The organism is Moraxella cuniculi (genome assembly GCF_900637105.1).
Lineage (GTDB): Bacteria > Pseudomonadota > Gammaproteobacteria > Pseudomonadales > Moraxellaceae > Moraxella > Moraxella cuniculi.
This window is the reverse complement of the sequence record NZ_LR134343.1, coordinates 1,513,138-1,530,690: the sequence shown is the minus strand read 5'-3', so window position 1 is coordinate 1,530,690 and position 17,553 is coordinate 1,513,138. Positions and strand designations below refer to the sequence as shown.

General features: G+C 44.9%; 14 protein-coding genes. 9 read left to right on the top strand and 5 right to left on the bottom strand.

Annotation, left to right across the window (positions count from 1 at the left end; translation table 11 throughout):
• Positions 1-90 precede the first annotated feature (90 nt).
• Positions 91-1,215, bottom strand: coding sequence for an NADH-dependent flavin oxidoreductase (locus tag EL162_RS06945; protein WP_126331042.1), 1,125 nt, complete (start codon positions 1,213-1,215; stop codon positions 91-93).
• A gap of 95 nt (positions 1,216-1,310) precedes the next feature.
• On the opposite strand from EL162_RS06945, the gene EL162_RS06940 reads away from it, so the two are divergent.
• Positions 1,311-2,156, top strand: a complete 846-nt coding sequence (locus tag EL162_RS06940) for an AraC family transcriptional regulator (RefSeq protein ID WP_126331041.1) — start codon at positions 1,311-1,313, stop codon at positions 2,154-2,156.
• A 129-nt stretch (positions 2,157-2,285) separates the two neighbouring features.
• On the opposite strand, the gene EL162_RS06935 is transcribed toward EL162_RS06940, so the two are convergent.
• Positions 2,286-2,726: a MarR family winged helix-turn-helix transcriptional regulator gene (locus EL162_RS06935; protein ID WP_126331039.1), complete on the bottom strand. Its 441-nt coding sequence runs from the start codon at positions 2,724-2,726 to the stop codon at positions 2,286-2,288.
• Between the two features lie 145 nt (positions 2,727-2,871).
• On the opposite strand from EL162_RS06935, the gene EL162_RS06930 reads away from it, so the two are divergent.
• From EL162_RS06930 to EL162_RS06920, 3 genes are all read left to right on the top strand, one after another.
• Positions 2,872-3,312 carry a hypothetical protein gene (locus EL162_RS06930; RefSeq protein WP_126331037.1) on the top strand — a complete coding sequence of 147 codons (441 nt, stop codon included), beginning with the start codon at positions 2,872-2,874 and terminating at the stop codon, positions 3,310-3,312.
• Positions 3,313-3,383: 71 nt separating this feature from the next.
• Positions 3,384-3,776: an antibiotic biosynthesis monooxygenase family protein gene (locus EL162_RS06925; protein WP_126331035.1), complete on the top strand. Its 393-nt coding sequence runs from the start codon at positions 3,384-3,386 to the stop codon at positions 3,774-3,776.
• A 209-nt stretch (positions 3,777-3,985) separates the two neighbouring features.
• Positions 3,986-5,497, top strand: a complete 1,512-nt coding sequence (locus EL162_RS06920) for a subtype B tannase (RefSeq protein ID WP_126331033.1) — start codon at positions 3,986-3,988, stop codon at positions 5,495-5,497.
• 262 nt (positions 5,498-5,759) lie between these two features.
• On the opposite strand, the gene EL162_RS10025 is transcribed toward EL162_RS06920, so the two are convergent.
• Positions 5,760-5,936 carry a hypothetical protein gene (locus tag EL162_RS10025; RefSeq protein ID WP_158078472.1) on the bottom strand — a complete coding sequence of 59 codons (177 nt, stop codon included), beginning with the start codon at positions 5,934-5,936 and terminating at the stop codon, positions 5,760-5,762.
• 155 nt (positions 5,937-6,091) lie between these two features.
• On the bottom strand, positions 6,092-10,255 hold the full coding sequence (hrpA, locus tag EL162_RS06915) for an ATP-dependent RNA helicase HrpA (protein ID WP_126331030.1): 4,164 nt from the start codon (positions 10,253-10,255) through the stop codon (positions 6,092-6,094).
• 207 nt (positions 10,256-10,462) lie between these two features.
• On the opposite strand from hrpA, the gene EL162_RS06910 reads away from it, so the two are divergent.
• From EL162_RS06910 to EL162_RS06890, 5 genes are read left to right on the top strand one after another with little or no spacing between them, the layout of a single operon-like run.
• Positions 10,463-11,173, top strand: coding sequence for a MotA/TolQ/ExbB proton channel family protein (locus EL162_RS06910; protein WP_126331028.1), 711 nt, complete (start codon positions 10,463-10,465; stop codon positions 11,171-11,173).
• On the top strand, positions 11,166-11,600 hold the full coding sequence (locus EL162_RS06905) for an ExbD/TolR family protein (RefSeq protein ID WP_375537531.1): 435 nt from the start codon (positions 11,166-11,168) through the stop codon (positions 11,598-11,600). The genes EL162_RS06910 and EL162_RS06905 overlap by 8 nt, the downstream gene beginning before the upstream one ends.
• Before the next feature lie 6 nt (positions 11,601-11,606).
• On the top strand, positions 11,607-12,332 hold the full coding sequence (locus tag EL162_RS06900; RefSeq protein WP_076555270.1) for a hypothetical protein: 726 nt from the start codon (positions 11,607-11,609) through the stop codon (positions 12,330-12,332).
• A gap of 26 nt (positions 12,333-12,358) precedes the next feature.
• Positions 12,359-13,612 (top strand): beta-propeller domain-containing protein, encoded by a 1,254-nt coding sequence (locus EL162_RS06895; protein ID WP_126331027.1) that lies wholly within the window; start codon positions 12,359-12,361, stop codon positions 13,610-13,612.
• A 3-nt stretch (positions 13,613-13,615) separates the two neighbouring features.
• Positions 13,616-13,855, top strand: a complete 240-nt coding sequence (locus EL162_RS06890; protein WP_126331025.1) for a hypothetical protein — start codon at positions 13,616-13,618, stop codon at positions 13,853-13,855.
• Positions 13,856-13,970: 115 nt separating this feature from the next.
• On the opposite strand, the gene mfd is transcribed toward EL162_RS06890, so the two are convergent.
• A complete protein-coding gene (gene mfd / locus EL162_RS06885) occupies positions 13,971-17,552 on the bottom strand; it encodes a transcription-repair coupling factor (RefSeq protein ID WP_126331023.1) in 3,582 nt (1,193 codons plus the stop codon).
• Position 17,553: the final 1 nt, after the last annotated feature.

Below are 17,553 nucleotides of genomic sequence, written 5' to 3'. Positions count from 1 at the left end.
CCGTTTGAGTTGATATTCAAACGGTGCTTTTGTTGTATTTGTAGATTTTGAGTCATCAAATCAACCTGCGTCCATCACAGTGGGCTTGGTTTAGATATCCATCGGTTGCCAGTCTGCCCCTTTAAGCGGTGGCAACCAAGCCTCGCCTTGTTGGCAGTATCCCCACAGCACATCAGGAATACCATATTGATCCGCTTGGGTTGGGTCTAGTTCGGTGATGATCTCACTATCACGATTCTCTTTGAGCAGGGTCGCCACATTTGGGTTTAGCATCACGGTTTTGCCGAGGGCAACAAACTCCGCCCAGCCCGTTTGGAAAGCCTCACGAATTTGCCTGCCTGAAATAAGATTACCCACGCCAATCAGCGGTAAACGACCGTTAATATGCTGATGAACCAGCTGCATTCGGGTGAGGGAAGTATCCGCCCCACGGCGTGCTTTTTTGGTGAAATCCCGCAGCGAAATATGCAGATATTGCAGCGGTTTTGTGAGTAATGCGTCAAGCAGGGCAAAAGTGTCCGTCATCGTTAAACCTTGCTCGCCTGACTCTTCGGGTGAAAATCGGTAGCCGATAATGAATTCAGGTTTACTGTGGCGAGCCTTGACTTTTGTTACCGCATCAACCACCGCAAGCGGAAAACGCAAGCGATTTTCAAGGCTACCGCCCCATTGGTCGGTGCGTTGGTTGGTTTGGGCGGAGAAAAATTGTTGAATCAAATAACCGTTCGCCCCGTGAATTTCCACGCCGTCAAATCCAGCTCGAATCGCAAGGGTCGCATTGGCAAAAGCGTCAATCAACTGCTGAATTTCTGACTCGCTGGCGGCTCTTGCCCCACTTTCAGCGTGATCAGAGGCGGCGATGAGATCTTGCCCGCCAAGCAAATCTTTGATAGCACAAACACCGCCGTGATGGATTTGCAAAATGGCTTTGGTGCCTTGATCTTGCAGGATTTTGGCGGTTTCATGCAGGCTGGCTAAATGCCACTCGCCAATCACCTCAGGCTGTCCGTAAAAGGCTTTGCCATTGGCAGAAACTAAGGTCGCCGCCGTGATGAACATCCCCATATCACTGGCGCGGTTCGCCAAAAATTGACGCTCTTGCTCGCTGATCGTGCCGTCTGGGTTGGACACTAAGTGGGTCATCGGGGCAACCACAAGGCGATTTTTAATTTCGACTCCATTGTTTAGGGTGTAGGCTTGAAAAAGTTTACTCATTGTCAGCTCCAGATATATCTTGGCGATTATTTTAGCGATTTTTTGATAAAATATGGTATATTATTTCTCCAAAATAATTGCCCAATTCTCCAAATATGCAAATCATTGATAAATTATTACCGCTTGTGCCACCTAATCAGGTTTGGCAAACCGCCATTTCTGGGCTGGTGGTGCAACACGCCGATCACCCCACGCCCGTTCAAACCGCCGTGCTTGATCCACGCATTTGCATTGTGTTGCAAGGAGAACGCAAAATTTGTGTCGGTGATCAATGCACGATTTTCGGCGACAAGCATTTTATGTTCTGCCCTGTCAATGTGCCGTTTTCGGTGGAAGTGGTGCAGGCGAGCAAGGAAAAACCCTATTTAATGCTGACGATGAAGATCGATTTGCTGATGGTCGCCCAGATTTTACCCCGCGTGCCAAACCTTGCAAAACAGGGCAAAAATCCGACCGCTTTTTTGCAATGGCAGTTGGAAGAAACCCTCTTTGGGCATTTTGAACGCCTGATTGACTTGCTCAAAAATCCAGAAGACATTGATTTTCTCGCTCCGCTCATTCAACAGCAGATTTACTACACTTTGCTCAAAAGCGAGCAGGGGCAGGGGCTTCGTGAGCTGGTGAGCGAGGGCAGTCAAACCCAGCGGATCGCCCAATCGGCACAATGGATCGAGCAACATTTTGCCGAAAAATTACGCATTGAAGATCTGGCAAAACAGGCGGGAATGTCGGTGTCGGGCTTTCACGCCCATTTCAAACAGCTCACTCACCTTTCGCCCCTGCAATATCAAAAATCGCACCGCTTACTCACCGCCAAGCGGCTGATTGAGCAGCAAAACCACGCCATCGCCGAAGTTGCCTTTCAAGTCGGCTACGAAAGCCCGAGCCAATTCAGCCGAGAATATAAACGCTATTTTGGGGTGTCGCCAAAGGATGTTTAAGGCTTTAATATTTAATAAATATGGATAATTAGTTAATTAATTAAAAATTATCCATATTTATTATCTTTATTATTTATAAAATTTAATATTAATTATTTTTAATAATTTTGCCAAATATATGAGTAAGCATTAAGGCTTTTGTGCAATCATTCGTTTTTGTTGTGCCATCACCTTGTTCATCATCAGGATAAACATTGCTTGTTCATCATCAGTTAATACCGACAATGCCCCAGCATTGATATTTTTGGCGATTTGGGTGGCTTGTTCCTGCAAATTTTTGGCTTTTTCACTCAAAAAAATCAATCGGCTACGGGCATCACTTGGGTGTGCTTTTCGTTCAATCAGCCCATCTCGTTCCATTCTTGCCAATGTGTTCGCAATAGTTGCCTGTCTAAGATCGGCGATTTCAACCAATTCATTTTGGCTGAGTCCGTCCTTTTCCCAAAGGGTGAGTAAGATGGGAAATTGAGCAGGGCTAATCCCCAAAGGCTCTAAGTCTTTGGCTAATAAAATAGCAAATTGCCGTGCCAGATGGTTTACCAGATAACCAGCGGAAATGTGTGGTTGCATAAAATTCTCCAAAATCAATAAGATAGCAATTATATCACATATTTGTAAAAAATAGCTTGCTATTTAAAAGTATAGCATGATATACTGTTTTCAGTTTAATAGCTTGCTATTTATTTTAATAAATTTCATCACTCAGGAAAAGAGCATGAACCGCGATACTTTACGCACCATTCATAAAATTGCCGCCATTTGTGCCACGCTGCTCATTGCAAGCTTCTGGGGCAGTACGCTCATCAGCGAACTGTTTTTGTCGCAAAGCGTGGTTGTAACGGTTAAAAATGCCATTTCCTATGCTGTGTTTCTGCTCATCATTGCGATGGCGGTTACTGGGGCGACAGGCTTTAAAATGGGCGGAAAATCTAAACACGCCAAAATTGTCGCCAAGAAAAAACGAATGCCGATTATAGCGGCAAACGGTTTATTGATTTTGCTGCCATCGGCATTTTATTTGTGTTACAAAGCAAATCTTGGGGCTTTTGACGGTTATTTTTATTTCGTGCAAGGTTTGGAATTGCTGGCAGGGGCGGTGAATTTGACCCTGATGGTGCTTTCCATCAAAGACGGTATGGGCATTAGAAAGAAATAATAACCTTGGATAAGATGTTCAAGAAATTAACCAATAGCAACATTGTTAGTTTTCAACCAAAGGAGTACAAAATGAAAAAAGTAATTAAAAACGCTGCCTTGACGCTTTTGGCAGGTGTCGCCCTGACTGCTTGTGCTACCAAGCCGACCACGGCAGTGCAACAAACAAGCAATCAAGTGGTGCTGATTAACACCTTTGAAGTGCCAAAAGGCAAAGAACAGGCGGCTTTGGCATCGTGGCAGAAATCACGGGATTTTCTAAAAACCCAAGACGGCTACATCAGCACACGCTTGCACCGCAACCTAAACCCCAACGGCAAATTTCATCTGATTAATGTTGCGGTATGGCGTTCGGCGGAGGACTTTAAAAAAGCCACAGCCAATATGCGTGCCACTTTGAAGGATAACGCCGTTGAAGGTGTCGTTTTCACCCCTGATTTGTACCAAGTGATTGAAAGCGATTAATGCTTGCAAGACAAAAGGTCGGTAACTTTTGCCGACCTTTTTTTACAGACTTACCTATCCAATTTTATCGCTCATCAGGTGGGTTGGCAAAATCGTCAGCATTCTGGACAAATCCTTGTACAAAAATTTGATATTGTTATAAAATAACAATTTGTTGCCAAGCTGTGCTGTATTAATAAGCTGGCAATCATCAAGACTGGGAGAAATATATGAAAAAGCCAATATGTCTTTGTGCAATGACGATGGCATTATCGCTGGCAGCGTGTGTCAATGTCGGCAATCAAACCCCTTCTAATGCAGCTGACATGGACAAGCGACAACGGTCGGAATTGACAAGATTGCCAGCACCTGCCGATTTGGATTTTGCCAAACAATCAGGCAGCGTGCAGCAATTTGAGCTTGAGGGGCAAACGGTTCGCTATCGTGCTTTTGAGAATATTGTTTATGTACTAAACCCTGTTGATACGCGTTATCAATTTATGAATATTTACATCCCCGAAGCGTATTTTCAGGACGAAAGCATAGATGGCTTTACCGCCGAAACTGCCCCAATTTTCCTAGCCAATCAAGTTGGTGGCTATATGCCTGCAATCGCAGGGCGACCAGAGTTGGATAAACGCAGCGGCTCACCCAATGCAATGATGGTTGCTCTATCAAAAGGCTATGTGGTTGCCAGTGCAGGGGCTCGTGGCCGTACCGAATCAACAGGCCGAGCTCCTGCAGCCATTGTAGATTTGAAGGCTGCTGTGCGTTATTTAAAGGCCAATGACAAGCAGATGGCAGGCGATGCCAACAAAATCATCAGTAATGGCACATCGGCAGGCGGTGCTTTGTCGGCATTACTTGGCACCAGTGGTAACGCTCCTGAATTTGAACCCTATTTACAACAGCTTGGTGCTGCCACCGCTGATGATACGATTTTTGCTGTATCGGCATATTGTCCGATTGCCAATTTGGAACACGCTGACATGGCTTATGAATGGCAATTTAACGGAGTGAATGATTATCAAAAAATCTCCATTGAGAATGTTGATTATCGCATTGAACGAAAATTAATCAATGGTGTACAAACCAGCGAACAAATCAAGCTATCAGATGAATTAAAACAAGCATTTATCCCTTATATCAACAGTCTAAATCTATATAATAAACAAGGCGTTAAGCTAACTTTGGACGCAGATGGCAATGGCAGTTTTAAACGCCATATCGAAGGCTTGCTCATGCAGTCAGCACAAGAGGCGATAAATCGTGGCGAGGATTTGTCCGACCAGACATGGCTAACAATAACAAACGGTAGGGTGGTTGCTGCTGATTTTGCTGCATATGCCAAATTTGTCGGACGGCAAAAAACCACGCCTGCGTTTGATGGCATTGACCTTTCAACAGCGGAAAATAATCTGTTCGGCGATCAGCAAGTTGCAAAAAAGCATTTTACCGATTTTTCGATGGCAAATAGCACAGTTTTGGGTGCCAGCAAGGCAGATTCACGCACGGTTTATATGATGAATCCGATGAATTTTCAGTCCAAAACCAAATATTATCGCATCCGACACGGAGAAAATGACCGTGATACAGCTTTGGCAATCTCTGCACTGATGGCATTAAAACTTGATAAGGAAGATAAAGTGGTGGATTTTGCCTTGCCATGGGGACGAGGACACAGTGGCGATTATGATTTGCAAGAGCTATTTGACTGGGTAAAAAGTATCTCAGCACCGTGAGAGCTGCAATGCCTTTGTCAAATAATTTGACGATTTGGTTGATGGGCAAACTGGTGGCAATGTTGGCTTTGCCGCCAGTTGATATAAGCAATATCAACTCAAACCTGCAAGCCTTTGCAAAAAATATCAAGCATTCATTTGGCTAATAAAAACTTATCATCTTAGGCATGGTGTGTTTTTGTCATATCATTTAACATAATATATATTATGCGAAGTATAAGCAATCGGCTAAGACAGCAGATTATAAACGCTTTGGAGATTTTTAAGCGATTAAATTAAAGTCGGCTTTGACGGCACATTTATTTTTTATCATCACCGCAACCATCGCCGATTTGTCATCAAGGCAGTCATGAGTAAAATTCACAGGCTGATTGGCTTGATATTGATGATGGCAAGCCAAACTGTTATGAACCGTCTGCCAAATGATAAACCCAGCCATGCCAATACCTTGTGTTGCCTATTTTTGTAATTTCATTATAATTACAATGAAATTTTTGTCATTGCAATAATAATTGGCAACACGCACCTTATCAAAAATAAATTGGCGATACAATAAATCACATTATTAATAAAAATTTAATAAATATCGCCAAATCATGCCTTATTAAGCGTTGCCCATATTTTTTCTAGCCGCTTTTCAGAAACTGCCGAAAGTGTTTTCATCGGCTGGGCAAAAAGATTAATGCGATATTCCTCAACCAGCCAGCGATATTCGGCATATTGTGGATTGTTGGCATATTGAGCCAGACGCTCCATATGCACATCAAGCAAATACACGCCGTCCAAATCCGCCTCCAGATTGTGCAGCAGACGATCCATGCGTATATTTAACGCCTGCAGGTATCGTGGATAATGTTGCCAATAGCGATATTCTGTGCGATAAACAAAGTCAGCCAAATACAAATCATCAAGCTGATCTTCAATATCTTCAATATTTTCAGCAAAAATTTCGCCATCAAGCATCAGCAATTTGCCACGCACCAGCTGCCATGTGCTATAAATGTCTTTGAGGATTTTTAATACCTCTTGCCCAGTTGCCAAAAAATGCTGCAAAACAGTGGCTTGAGTGAGCAAAAATTCTTGCTCGCTTAAGGGCAAATGAGCCAACTGCCATGCGTTTTTGTCATTAATCAGTCCAAAAACAGCCTGCCGTGCTTGCTCGGTTGCCAAATCCACCGACTGTTTTTCAAAGTTATGAGCGTGCTGATACAGACAAGCCTGCAAGGTGGCATCAACGACAATATTTTTTAGTTTTTCTAAATCTCCAAGCGGTGCAAAGGCAAGTTTAAAGGCCTTATCAATTTGCCCTGTCAGCTGTTTTTGCTTGGCACCCAATTTTGATTTAATCAAAGTTATCACGCCTTTTTGGTGCGTATTTAATGCAGCACCAATCTCGGTAAAAGTGGCAATAAAGGTTGCATTGCCCAGTTTGTCTGGCTGCAATGCAGAAAACTGCTGCATAACAATGCCTGATGCATGGGTATTTTTGACAAAATCAAAATGTGCAGGGAATTGTTGGTGCAGCCCAGCCTCAATCGTGATGCTTTTGCTGGTGGTTGCTCGATGGCGAGCTTGCAGGCGGAGCAAATCGCGACTTTGTTCAATGACGCGGTTTTTGTCATCAACCACACAAATAAGCGGTCGCAGATAATCATCTACTTTATCAGGGCAAAAATCCTGAGGCTCAGTACGCACACCAAGCGTCATCAAGGCATTGCTCAACTGGGTGAGCAGCCCCGCCTGGCTACTGCTGTCTAATTTGTCAAAAATCTTTTGGCAAGTGTCAGGAATTGGTACAATTTGACGGCGGATTTCTTTGGGCAGTGTCTTTAATAACTGCAACACCAGCTCATATCGCCACCCTGCAATCCCCCAAAGCAGTGCCACAGAATCCAGCTGCGCCAATGCCTTGACTGGCACACGCACCGTAACACCGTCATTGTCAGCACTTGGGTCAAAGACATAAGACAGTGGCAATCTGACACCGCCTAGATGCCAACTTTCTGGAAATTGATTATTTTCATTAATTGTTTCATTTAGCAAATCTTCATCGCTAAAGTGCAAAAAATTCGGTGATTGATTCTCTGCTTCGTGATAAAATTCCTCAAAACTCTTGCGGCTGGCAATGTGTTTGGGAATTTTACTGTCATAAAACTGATACAAAGCCTCTTCATCAACCAACAAATCACGGCGGCGTAGCTTATCCTCTATTCTTTGTATCTGTTTGATTTTATTGATATTGTCTGACAAAAATTTGATATAAATACCGTATTGATTGGCAACCAATGCATCTTGGATAAAAATCTCGCGAGCTTGGGTTGGGTCAATTTGTTCATAATTAACCAACTCTTTGGCAACAACAATTAGTCCAAATAAGCTGATTTGGGCATACGCACGCACCCGCCCTGCTTTTTTTGACCAATGCGGTTCAAAATAATGATATTTTAATAAGTTGGGGGCGGCTTTGATAATCCATTCTGGCTCAATTTTTGCCACCGTGCGTAAATACACCTGCGAGGTCTCCACCACCTCAAATGCCATGAGCCATTCGGTACCTTTTTTGTGCAAAATACTGGCAGGGAATATGCGTGCTTTTTGGCTGCGTGCCATCAGATATTCGCCAGCGGTATCGGTTTTGTGTGCCACAAAAGACAGCAAACCTGTCAATAAAGCACGGTGAATATTGGCATAATTGGGGTGTGCCTGCCCTTGATGGGCGGTATTTTTCGTGCTACTGATTGCTTTTAATGACAATCGCACGCCCTTTTTGCTGATGTCTTTGTTTGGTGCATCGGCGTTTGCTGTGGGTTTTTCAATCAAAAATCCCAACTGTGCCATCATCTGACTTAGCTGCTGATGGGTCTTGTGCCATTCACGAATGCGGGCATGGCTTAGGTAGTGTTTTTTGGCAAAATTGCGGCGTGCGTTGCTGCTAAGCGGCTGATTATCATTGGTTGGGTGCTTGTCAAATAATGCTGCAAATAATTGTAAATAAAACAAAAAATCCGAATCATCACAACGGAATAAGGCGTGTTTTTGGTCGGCTTGGGTTTGTTTGCTGGCAGGTCTTTCACGCACATCTTGCACAGCAAGTGCCGAAACAATCACCAGCATATCCGCCAAGCAATCAAACATATCGCCAGCAATCAGCATACGAGCTAGGCGTGGATCGATGGGCATTTTTGCCATTTGCTGACCGATTTTGGTCAGTTTGTCGTGCTGTTTCAACCCCTTTTTGGCACGAGTTTTGGTGTAGGAAGATTCCTCAAACGCACCCAGCTCTATCAATAACTTACGACCGTCATTAATCAATCGCAAATCAGGCGGTGTAATAAAACCAAAAGAGCTTGGGTCGCCAAGTTTTAGCCGCTGCATCTGTAGAATGACCGAGGCCAAATTGGTTCGCAAAATTTCAGGCTCGGTAAATTTGGGGCGACTGTCAAAATCCTCCTTAGAATACAAGCGAATGCACACACCTGCTGCAATTCGTCCACAACGCCCTTTTCGCTGATCGGCAGCAGCTTGACTGATTGCCTCAATGGGCAGTCGCTGCACGCGTGAGCGGTAGTTGTAGCGTGAAATGCGTGCAAAGCCTAAATCAATCACATAGCGAATATTTGGCACGGTTAAGGCGGTTTCGGCAACATTGGTGGCGATGATGATGCGGCGACCCTTGCCAGCTGGCGAAAAAATCCGCTGTTGCTCGCTGACACTTTGGCGAGCAAATAGTGGCAAAATCTCGGTGTGTGCAGGTGCATAATCACTTAAGATATCTTGCAGTTCGCGAATTTGGGCTTCTGTTGCAGCAAAAATCAAAATATCAGCCTGATCTGGGTGTCCTTTGGCTTTGGCATCATCAAAGCATTCTGCCACAGCAGAAGTTAAAACATAGGGCAATCTGTCCTCTGCCTCATCAAACACATCATCATCGTGGCTGGTAATGATGGCATCAACCAGCGGTCGATAACGCACCTCAACAGGATAGCTACGCCCTTCAACAATAAACACAGGTGCAGGCTTGCCATTATGCGAAAAATAAGAGGCAAACCGCTCGGTATCAAGCGTGGCGGAGGTGATGATGACTTTTAGATCTGGTCTTTTGGGCAGCAGCTGCTTTAGATAGCCCATGATAAAATCAATATTTAGGCTGCGTTCGTGAGCCTCGTCTATGATGATGGTGTCATAATTGGTCAAAAAACGATCTTCGCTTAGCTCTGCCAACAAAATACCATCAGTCATCAGCTTAACAAGTGAGTGCTTTCCCCCTTCTTCTGTGAAGCGAATCTTAAAACTCACCGTCTGCCCAAGCTCTTCACCAAGCTCTTCGGCAATGCGTGCTGCCACCGATCGTGCTGCCAAGCGTCTAGGCTGTGTATGCCCAATTTGCCCTGTAATACCACGCCCTGCCAGCATGGCAAGTTTTGGCAGTTGAGTGGTTTTGCCAGAGCCTGTCTCGCCTGCGATGATAACAACCTGATGAGAGATAATGGCATCAATCAGCTCTTTGGCTTGACCACTGACGGGCAAATCTGCATTTAGCTTATCCCACAAATTCCAAGGCAGGCTGTCAATACGCTTGGCAACAGCAAGCGTTGAGCGTGTTTTTATTTCATTGTATCGTTGCTCATTTTTTAGTTTTTCTTCACCAGATGAGCTGCGGATTTGTTTTTGTAATTGTGTCAAAAAATACCGATCTTTTGCCAAAACAGGCAGATTTTCTTTGTGTTTATTGTCATTTTGCTGGGTGTGTGTTGTCATGTGTATGGTCATTTGTTGTGTATTTCGTGCTTTTGTTGGATTTTTGATTGCAAGTATCGCCTTTGGCTGTCCATTGTAAATAAAATCCACACAAGGTGCAATTTTTTGATAAAAATAACCGCAGACAGCCTGTTGGGTCATGGTTATGTTTGCCAAACTTATGCTATAATGATGAGTATTTATCATAATTGCAAGTTAAGTTTTTGTATGAATGAATCCATCAATCTCATCGGCCTTGTGTTGCAAGCCAGCCTTGTTGTCAAACTGGTGATGGCATTACTGCTTATTTTATCCGTTGTCAGCTGGGTGATTATTTTTCAACTGTTTATCAGAATTGGCGGCGTGGCACGCTTTGATGAACGCTTTGAGGCGTGGTTTTGGACGGACAGTCTTGATAAGCAGTTGGCTGTGGTACAAAGAGAAAATGAGCGGACGGGGCTTGAGGCGATTTTTTATGACATCATGAGCCAGCGTGATAATAGCCTGCCGCCCAATACCCATGTTGAGGTGCTGCAAAGACGATTGCACCAACAACTGGGCAATCAGCAGGCATCGCTTGAGTCTGGCTTGGCAACCCTTGCCAGCATCGCTTCGGTGTCGCCATATATTGGCTTATTTGGCACGGTTTGGGGGATTATGAACGCCTTTATTGGATTAGGTCAGGCAGATTCGCTCAGCCTTGCCGTTGTCGCACCAAGCATTGCTGAGGCATTGATTGCAACTGCACTTGGTTTATTTGCCGCCATTCCTGCCAGTCTTGCATTTAACCATTTTACCGCCAAAGCCAATGCCATCTACGAACGCCGTAGTTTATTTGCCGAAGGTTTGTTGGCGACACTGCTGGTAGCTTTTACCAAGGCGGCACGATATACCGACACCGCCCAAGAGTCAAGCACACAAGGGTCTTATCATGGCTAGGCATCGCTTCACTCGCACACAAAAATCGCTCAATAGCCAGATGAATGTTGTGCCGTATATTGATGTCATGCTGGTGCTACTTGTGATTTTTATGGTAACGGCACCGATGATGACCACAGGGGTTGAAATCTCTTTGCCTGCTGAGAATACCAAATCCATTAAGCAGTCGGATTTGCCCGTCATCATCAGTCTACAAGCCGATGGCACATTGTATGTCAGCCACAAAAACGCCATTGACGAGCCGATGGATCTTGTGGCACTTGATGGATTATTGCGTCAATTATATGCCGAAAATAACGAGCTGCAAGTCATGCTAAATGCTGATGCACGCAACCCTTACAGTCAAATCATGGCTGTCATGGCACGCATTCAGCAGGCAGGCATTAGCCAAGTGAGCTTATTAAGCGAAACAAAACCCACCAAGTAGATTGTCATGAAGCCGTATTTGTCTACGCCCGCCAATGAACAAAAACGCACTGTGGCACTGCCCATTGTGGCAAGTGTGCTGGTGCATGGGCTTGCTATCTTTGCACTCAGCTTATCATCGATAATGCCGCCACAGCAGCCAGCCGCCATGACAACCGTGCTGGCAAGTCAGGCTGATTTTGCCGCTGCCAAAGACGCTCTATTACAAGCCCAGCCCAAAAAAACCAGCCAAACCACGCAAATAACCCCTTCTGACATGGCACTGATGACTGCCCAAACTTATCATCGCCAAGCCTACCAATCCACCAAGCCAGCTGAAGCGTATCAAGAGCTGGCAAGTTCCACGCCAAGTTTTGATGATTATCCTACACTTGACACCAACAATCCTCCAAGCGATACCAGTGAGTTGGCGACAATTGGCAGCACAACAACAACCAGTACACCAGACAAGGCTCAAATCAATGCCGCATTGACCGCTGTCAAAAACCGCATCGAAACCATCTGGAAAAGATATCCAGCCCAGCCCAATCAAAGCATCAGCTTTCAGGTGAATATTGATGGCAATGGCAATGTAACAGCCATCATTTATGGGGGCGGACATCCTGATTTAAAAGAATCCATTGAAGCTGCGGTATACGCCGCTGCACCCTTTAGTGAGCTTGCAGGACTAAGGGATAATATCAAGCTGCAATTTGTTACCGAGCAATTAATCAGCACGCCCAATGAGCCATGAATTTAACAATTGATAGGAAAGCCAATATGCCAACAATTCGTATTTTGCCACTGACACTATTTATCAGCCTGATACCATCAGTTGCCATGGCACAAGATGAAGTGATCGTGGTTACTCGCCAAGTACAAGAAAGTCGCTACCCTGTGGCGGTCATGCCATTTGCTGATGCAGGACGCATTACCGACAATCTGACGCTTGCAGGGCTTGGAGCAACAGCACAAAATCTGCCACAAAACACCACCAATGCTACCGATATTGTCAATAATCTTAGCACTTGGCGTAATCAAGGATTTCGTCAAGTGGTGCTGGTGCAAACGCACACCATGCCAGCCAATAAACTTGCCATCAGCTATCAGTTGGTTGATACCACCACAGGCTCGGTTGGTGCCAAACAGACCCAAGTCAGTGAGAATAACAGCACCGCCTTGGCAGCCTCTTATGCTCAAATCAGCGATAAAATTTATCAAAGCATCACAGGCAAGCCATCAGATTTGGTCGGCAAAATTGCCTTTGTTGAAGAAACAGGCTTGCCAAGCAACAAAACCTCCATGCTAAAACTTGTGGACATGAGTGGTAAAAATTTGGCAACGCTTGATACGGTTAATGGTTCAATCATGACACCAAGTTTTTCGCCAGATGGCCGTTATATCGCCTATAGTGTACAAAGCAAAAACGCCCTGCCTGTGATCTATGTGCGTTCACTGGATAACAATCAGGTGCAAATGGTTACGCCATTTTGGGGGCATAATTTAGCACCAAGTTTTTCGCCAGATGGGGGCAGTTTGATTTTTTCGGGCAGTCATGAGGCAAACAATCCCAACATTTATCGGCTGAATTTGGCAGCAAACAGCCTTGAGAAACTGACCAGCTTGTCAGGAGCAGAAAACTCTCCCAGTTATTTGCCCGATGGTGCAGGGTTTGTTTATACCGCAGATCATGGCACTCGCAGCCAAAGTTTGCAAAAATACGACTTTGCCACAGGCAAAAGCACCCAGCTTGTCGCCCGTGGCAGCAACCCCCGCGTTAGTGCTGATGGCTCAAAAATCATCTACACTGCCGCAGGCCGTATCATCATTGCCAATCAACAAGGCAAGACGCTGCAAAGCTTTGCTGTCGCAGGCACAGAAACCGCCGCCAGTTTTTCGCCATCGGGCAGCCGCATTGTCTACGCTGTCAATCAAGGCAACCAAAGTCAGCTGATGATTCGTTCATTGTCCAACAATGCCGTGCAGACACTGCCAACCACAGGCGTTGTGCGTGATCCAGTGTGGTCAAAATAACCCATGCAATATCAGCATTTGTGGTTGCGACTTGGGCTGATTTTGGCGGCACTGTCTTTGACTGCTTGTCAAAATATCCAATTAGCACCAAGCCCATTGCCGATTAAACTCAATGAGCCACAGCCAGTCATTACGCCTTTGCAATCACAAGGTAGCAACCAGCTGCCACAAAAAAACCGCCCTGCCAAGACCAAGCCACCACAGGTCAGAGGGCGTGTTTTTTTGCTGGAGGATTGGTTCTAAGAGTATCTGCCTTATGGTTGCTTGCTCGCCTTAAGTCTGTACTTGAGTTTTTATAATAATTAATAATATATTTTAATTAAACACAGCTATCTGCCTAAGCCTGACACCGCCCTTTTTAACTGGCTAAGCGAACAGTATTTGCCTCAAAATACAAAAGCAGCTCATGGATTTTGTCAAGGCGTGCTTGCGTGTCCATCACCGATGGGCTTTGATGGCGGATTGTCGTTTCGCCAAGCATACGATAGCCATCGCCAGATTGAATCAGCTTAATAATCGCCAGACCATCAACCAAAGTATCAGGGCGAAACAAGATGGTAATAACCCTGTCTGTTGCGTCAATCTTAGCAATGCCCAACGCCTTACTGCGAATGCGAATGCGATGCACAGCAAATAAATTCTGGGTGGCAACAGGCAAGGCACCAAATCGGTCAATCATCTCGGTACGCACAGCAATCAGTGCTGCGATATCATCTAAGCTACTGATTTTTTTATAAAATAACAACCGCTCATGCACATCAGCCAAATAGCTCTCGGGAATCAGTGCCGAAGCATGAATGTCAATTTCGCTGATTAAGTCCAGTGGCGTGGCAAGGCTTGGTGTTTTGCCCTGCTTGATGGCCTTGGTTGCACGCTCAAGCATATCCATGTATAGCCCAAAGCCAATGGTTTGCATATTGCCACTTTGTTCCTTGCCCAAGATTTCGCCAGCACCACGAATTTCCAAATCCTCTGAAGCCAGCATAAATCCTGCACCCAGAGTATTGGCACGAGTGATGGCATCAAGGCGTTTTTTGGCATCTGCACTTAGTCCTTTTAGCGAAGGCACAAGCAGATAACAGTAGGCTTGATGATGACTGCGTCCGACACGACCTCGCAACTGATGCAGCTGAGCGATACCAAATTTATCCGCTCGGTGAATGATGATGGTGTTGGCATTTGGTACATCAATGCCTGTTTCGATGATGGTGCTTGCAACCAAGACATTGAATTTTTTGTGATAAAAATCGCTCATCACCATCGACAGCTCTGTCTCATTCATCTGTCCATGTGCCACCGCAACGCGAGCCTGCCCCACCAGCTCTCGCAAGCTATCCGCTGCCGCCTCGATGCTGGCAACATCATTGTGCAGATAATACACTTGCCCACCACGCAAAATCTCACGCAAAATCGCATCAACAATTGTACTGTCTGATTTTGGCAACAAAAAAGTCTTGATGGGCAAGCGTCTGGCAGGCGGTGTGGCAATGATAGAAATATCCTGCATACCAGACAATGCCATATTCAGCGTGCGAGGAATGGGCGTTGCTGTCATAGATAGACTGTCAATATTGCTTTGCAATGCCTTGATTCGCTCTTTGTGCCGCACGCCAAAACGATGCTCTTCATCAATAATCATCAAGCCTAGACGCTTAAATTTAACATCGTCCTGAATCAACTTATGCGTGCCGATGACAATATCCACCACGCCTTCTGCCAGACCTTTGATGACTTTTTCGTGGTGTTTTTTATTACCAAATCGCGAAAGACTTTCAATTTTAATTGGCCAATCAGCAAATCTGCTCAAAAAACTGTCCTCATGCTGCCCTGCAAGCAGCGTGGTAGGCACAAGAACCGCCACTTGATAGCCTGCCTGCACGGCAATAAACGCCGCACGCATTGCCACCTCTGTCTTACCAAAGCCAACATCACCACAAATAAGCCTATCCATTGGTTTGGATTGCTTCATATCATGAATTACCGCCTGTATCGCTTCGGTTTGATCTGGCGTTTCTTCAAAGGCAAAACCACTGACAAACAGCTCGTATTGAGCCATGTCAATGTCAAAACTGATACCAGATCTGGCATTGCGTCTGGCTTGGGTGTTTAACAGCTCAGCGGCAACATCATAAATCTGCTCTAAGGTTTTTTGTTTGGATTTCTCCCATTTACCCGAGCCAATTTTTGACAAAGCAACCGCTTGCGAATCTGTACCGCTATAACGCCCAATCAACGCCAAATTGGTAATTGGCACATAAATATTGGCATCATCGGCGTATTTTAGATGAATAAATTCTTGCTCACCCTCGCCAACATCAAGCACTACCAGCCCCTGATAACGACCGATGCCATGCTCCAAATGCACCACCAAAGCACCTTCGGTCAGCTCGGTTACTGATTTGACCAAAAAATCTTGCGAAACACTGGATTGGCGACGACGGCGTGCCTGCAATACCTGCCGACCAAAAATTTGCGTCTCACTAATGATGCAGATGCTATCATCACCTTGCAACCACAAACCTCGCTCAATGACAGAAACGCTGATGGCAACTTTATTTGTATAAAATCTATCTTTTTTATTAATAAAATCTTGATAATTATCAACCAGTTCGGTATCGATTTTACCTTTTAGTAATTCTAAAATAATCTCACGGCGACCAGCACTTTCGGCAACAATCAATGTGGCTGCCTGATTGGTCTTAATAAAGTCAAGCAGTTCTACAAGTGGCTCTGCCGCCTGATGATTGATAAGCAAAGTTGGTGGCGGCACAATCTGCATATCGCCAAGTTTTGGTTGGCTACTTTGTGCGTAGTCGGCTTGCTCTATGGCAGCTTGTTGCGATGTATCAATGACAATGCGTGCATAAGATTTTAATGCTTGATGAAATTCATTATTTGGCAAAAATAAATAATCAGGTGGCAAAATTGGCAGCTGTTTATCATGAGCTCGTGCATGATAGCGAGATTGGATTTGTTGCCAAAAACGCTCATGTTGCTCTGCCGTATTGGCATGGCTGACAATCAGCGTATCTTGTGGCAAATAAGAGAACAAACTGCCCGTGCTTAGCCATTGATCAATATCAAAAAACAGCGGTGCATAATATTCCACCCCCTGTGCTGCAATGCCAGCCATTACATCATTAAACAGTTCAACCTTTCTGGCACTGACCGTCTCAAAGATACTGGCAAAATTCTGACGAAATAATTCACGCCCTTCGATTAGCGGAAATTCTCGTGCAGGCAACAGACGCATTCGCTCAACGCTTGCAGTCTTGGGCAGTTGCCAGTTGGCAATTTCGCTATTTTCCCAAGATTGTTTTTTTAGTTCTGCTAATTTATTATCATCAATGGTTCGCTGTGTTTGCGGATCAAAAAACTTGATGGATTCAATTTCATCATCAAATAAATCAAGGCGAAACGGCAAACTTTGCCCAATCGCAAAGATATCAACAATGCTGCCACGCACAGCAAATTCACCGGGTTCAAAGACATTATCCGTGTGGATATAACCTGCCTTACTTAGCCGTTGTTTTTGCTTGTCAATATCAAATCGCTCGCCAACTTGCAAATCAAAATGCCTGCCAATTAGCCAAGCAGCTGGTGCAATTCGTTGCATCAGCGTCTGTATACTCACCAACAAAATACCCGTTGTTGGCATTTGGGTCAGCAGTGCAATCCGCTCGGAGCTGATGTCTTGATGCACGGATAACTGATCGTATGCCAAAATCTCCCAATCGCTAAAAACTTTGGCAGTGATGCCAAAAAATGCCAATTCTGTTTCTAGCTGATTTAGCTCATGCTGATCTTTGGTAATCATCACGGTTAGCCGCTGCTTGCCAAGATGAGACAGCCAAAAACTCAAATCAGCACCACCCAATAAAGGCAAAGTGGTCTTATGGGCAGGCTTTGTGGGCAAATCAGCGGTGAGATTTTGCATCATA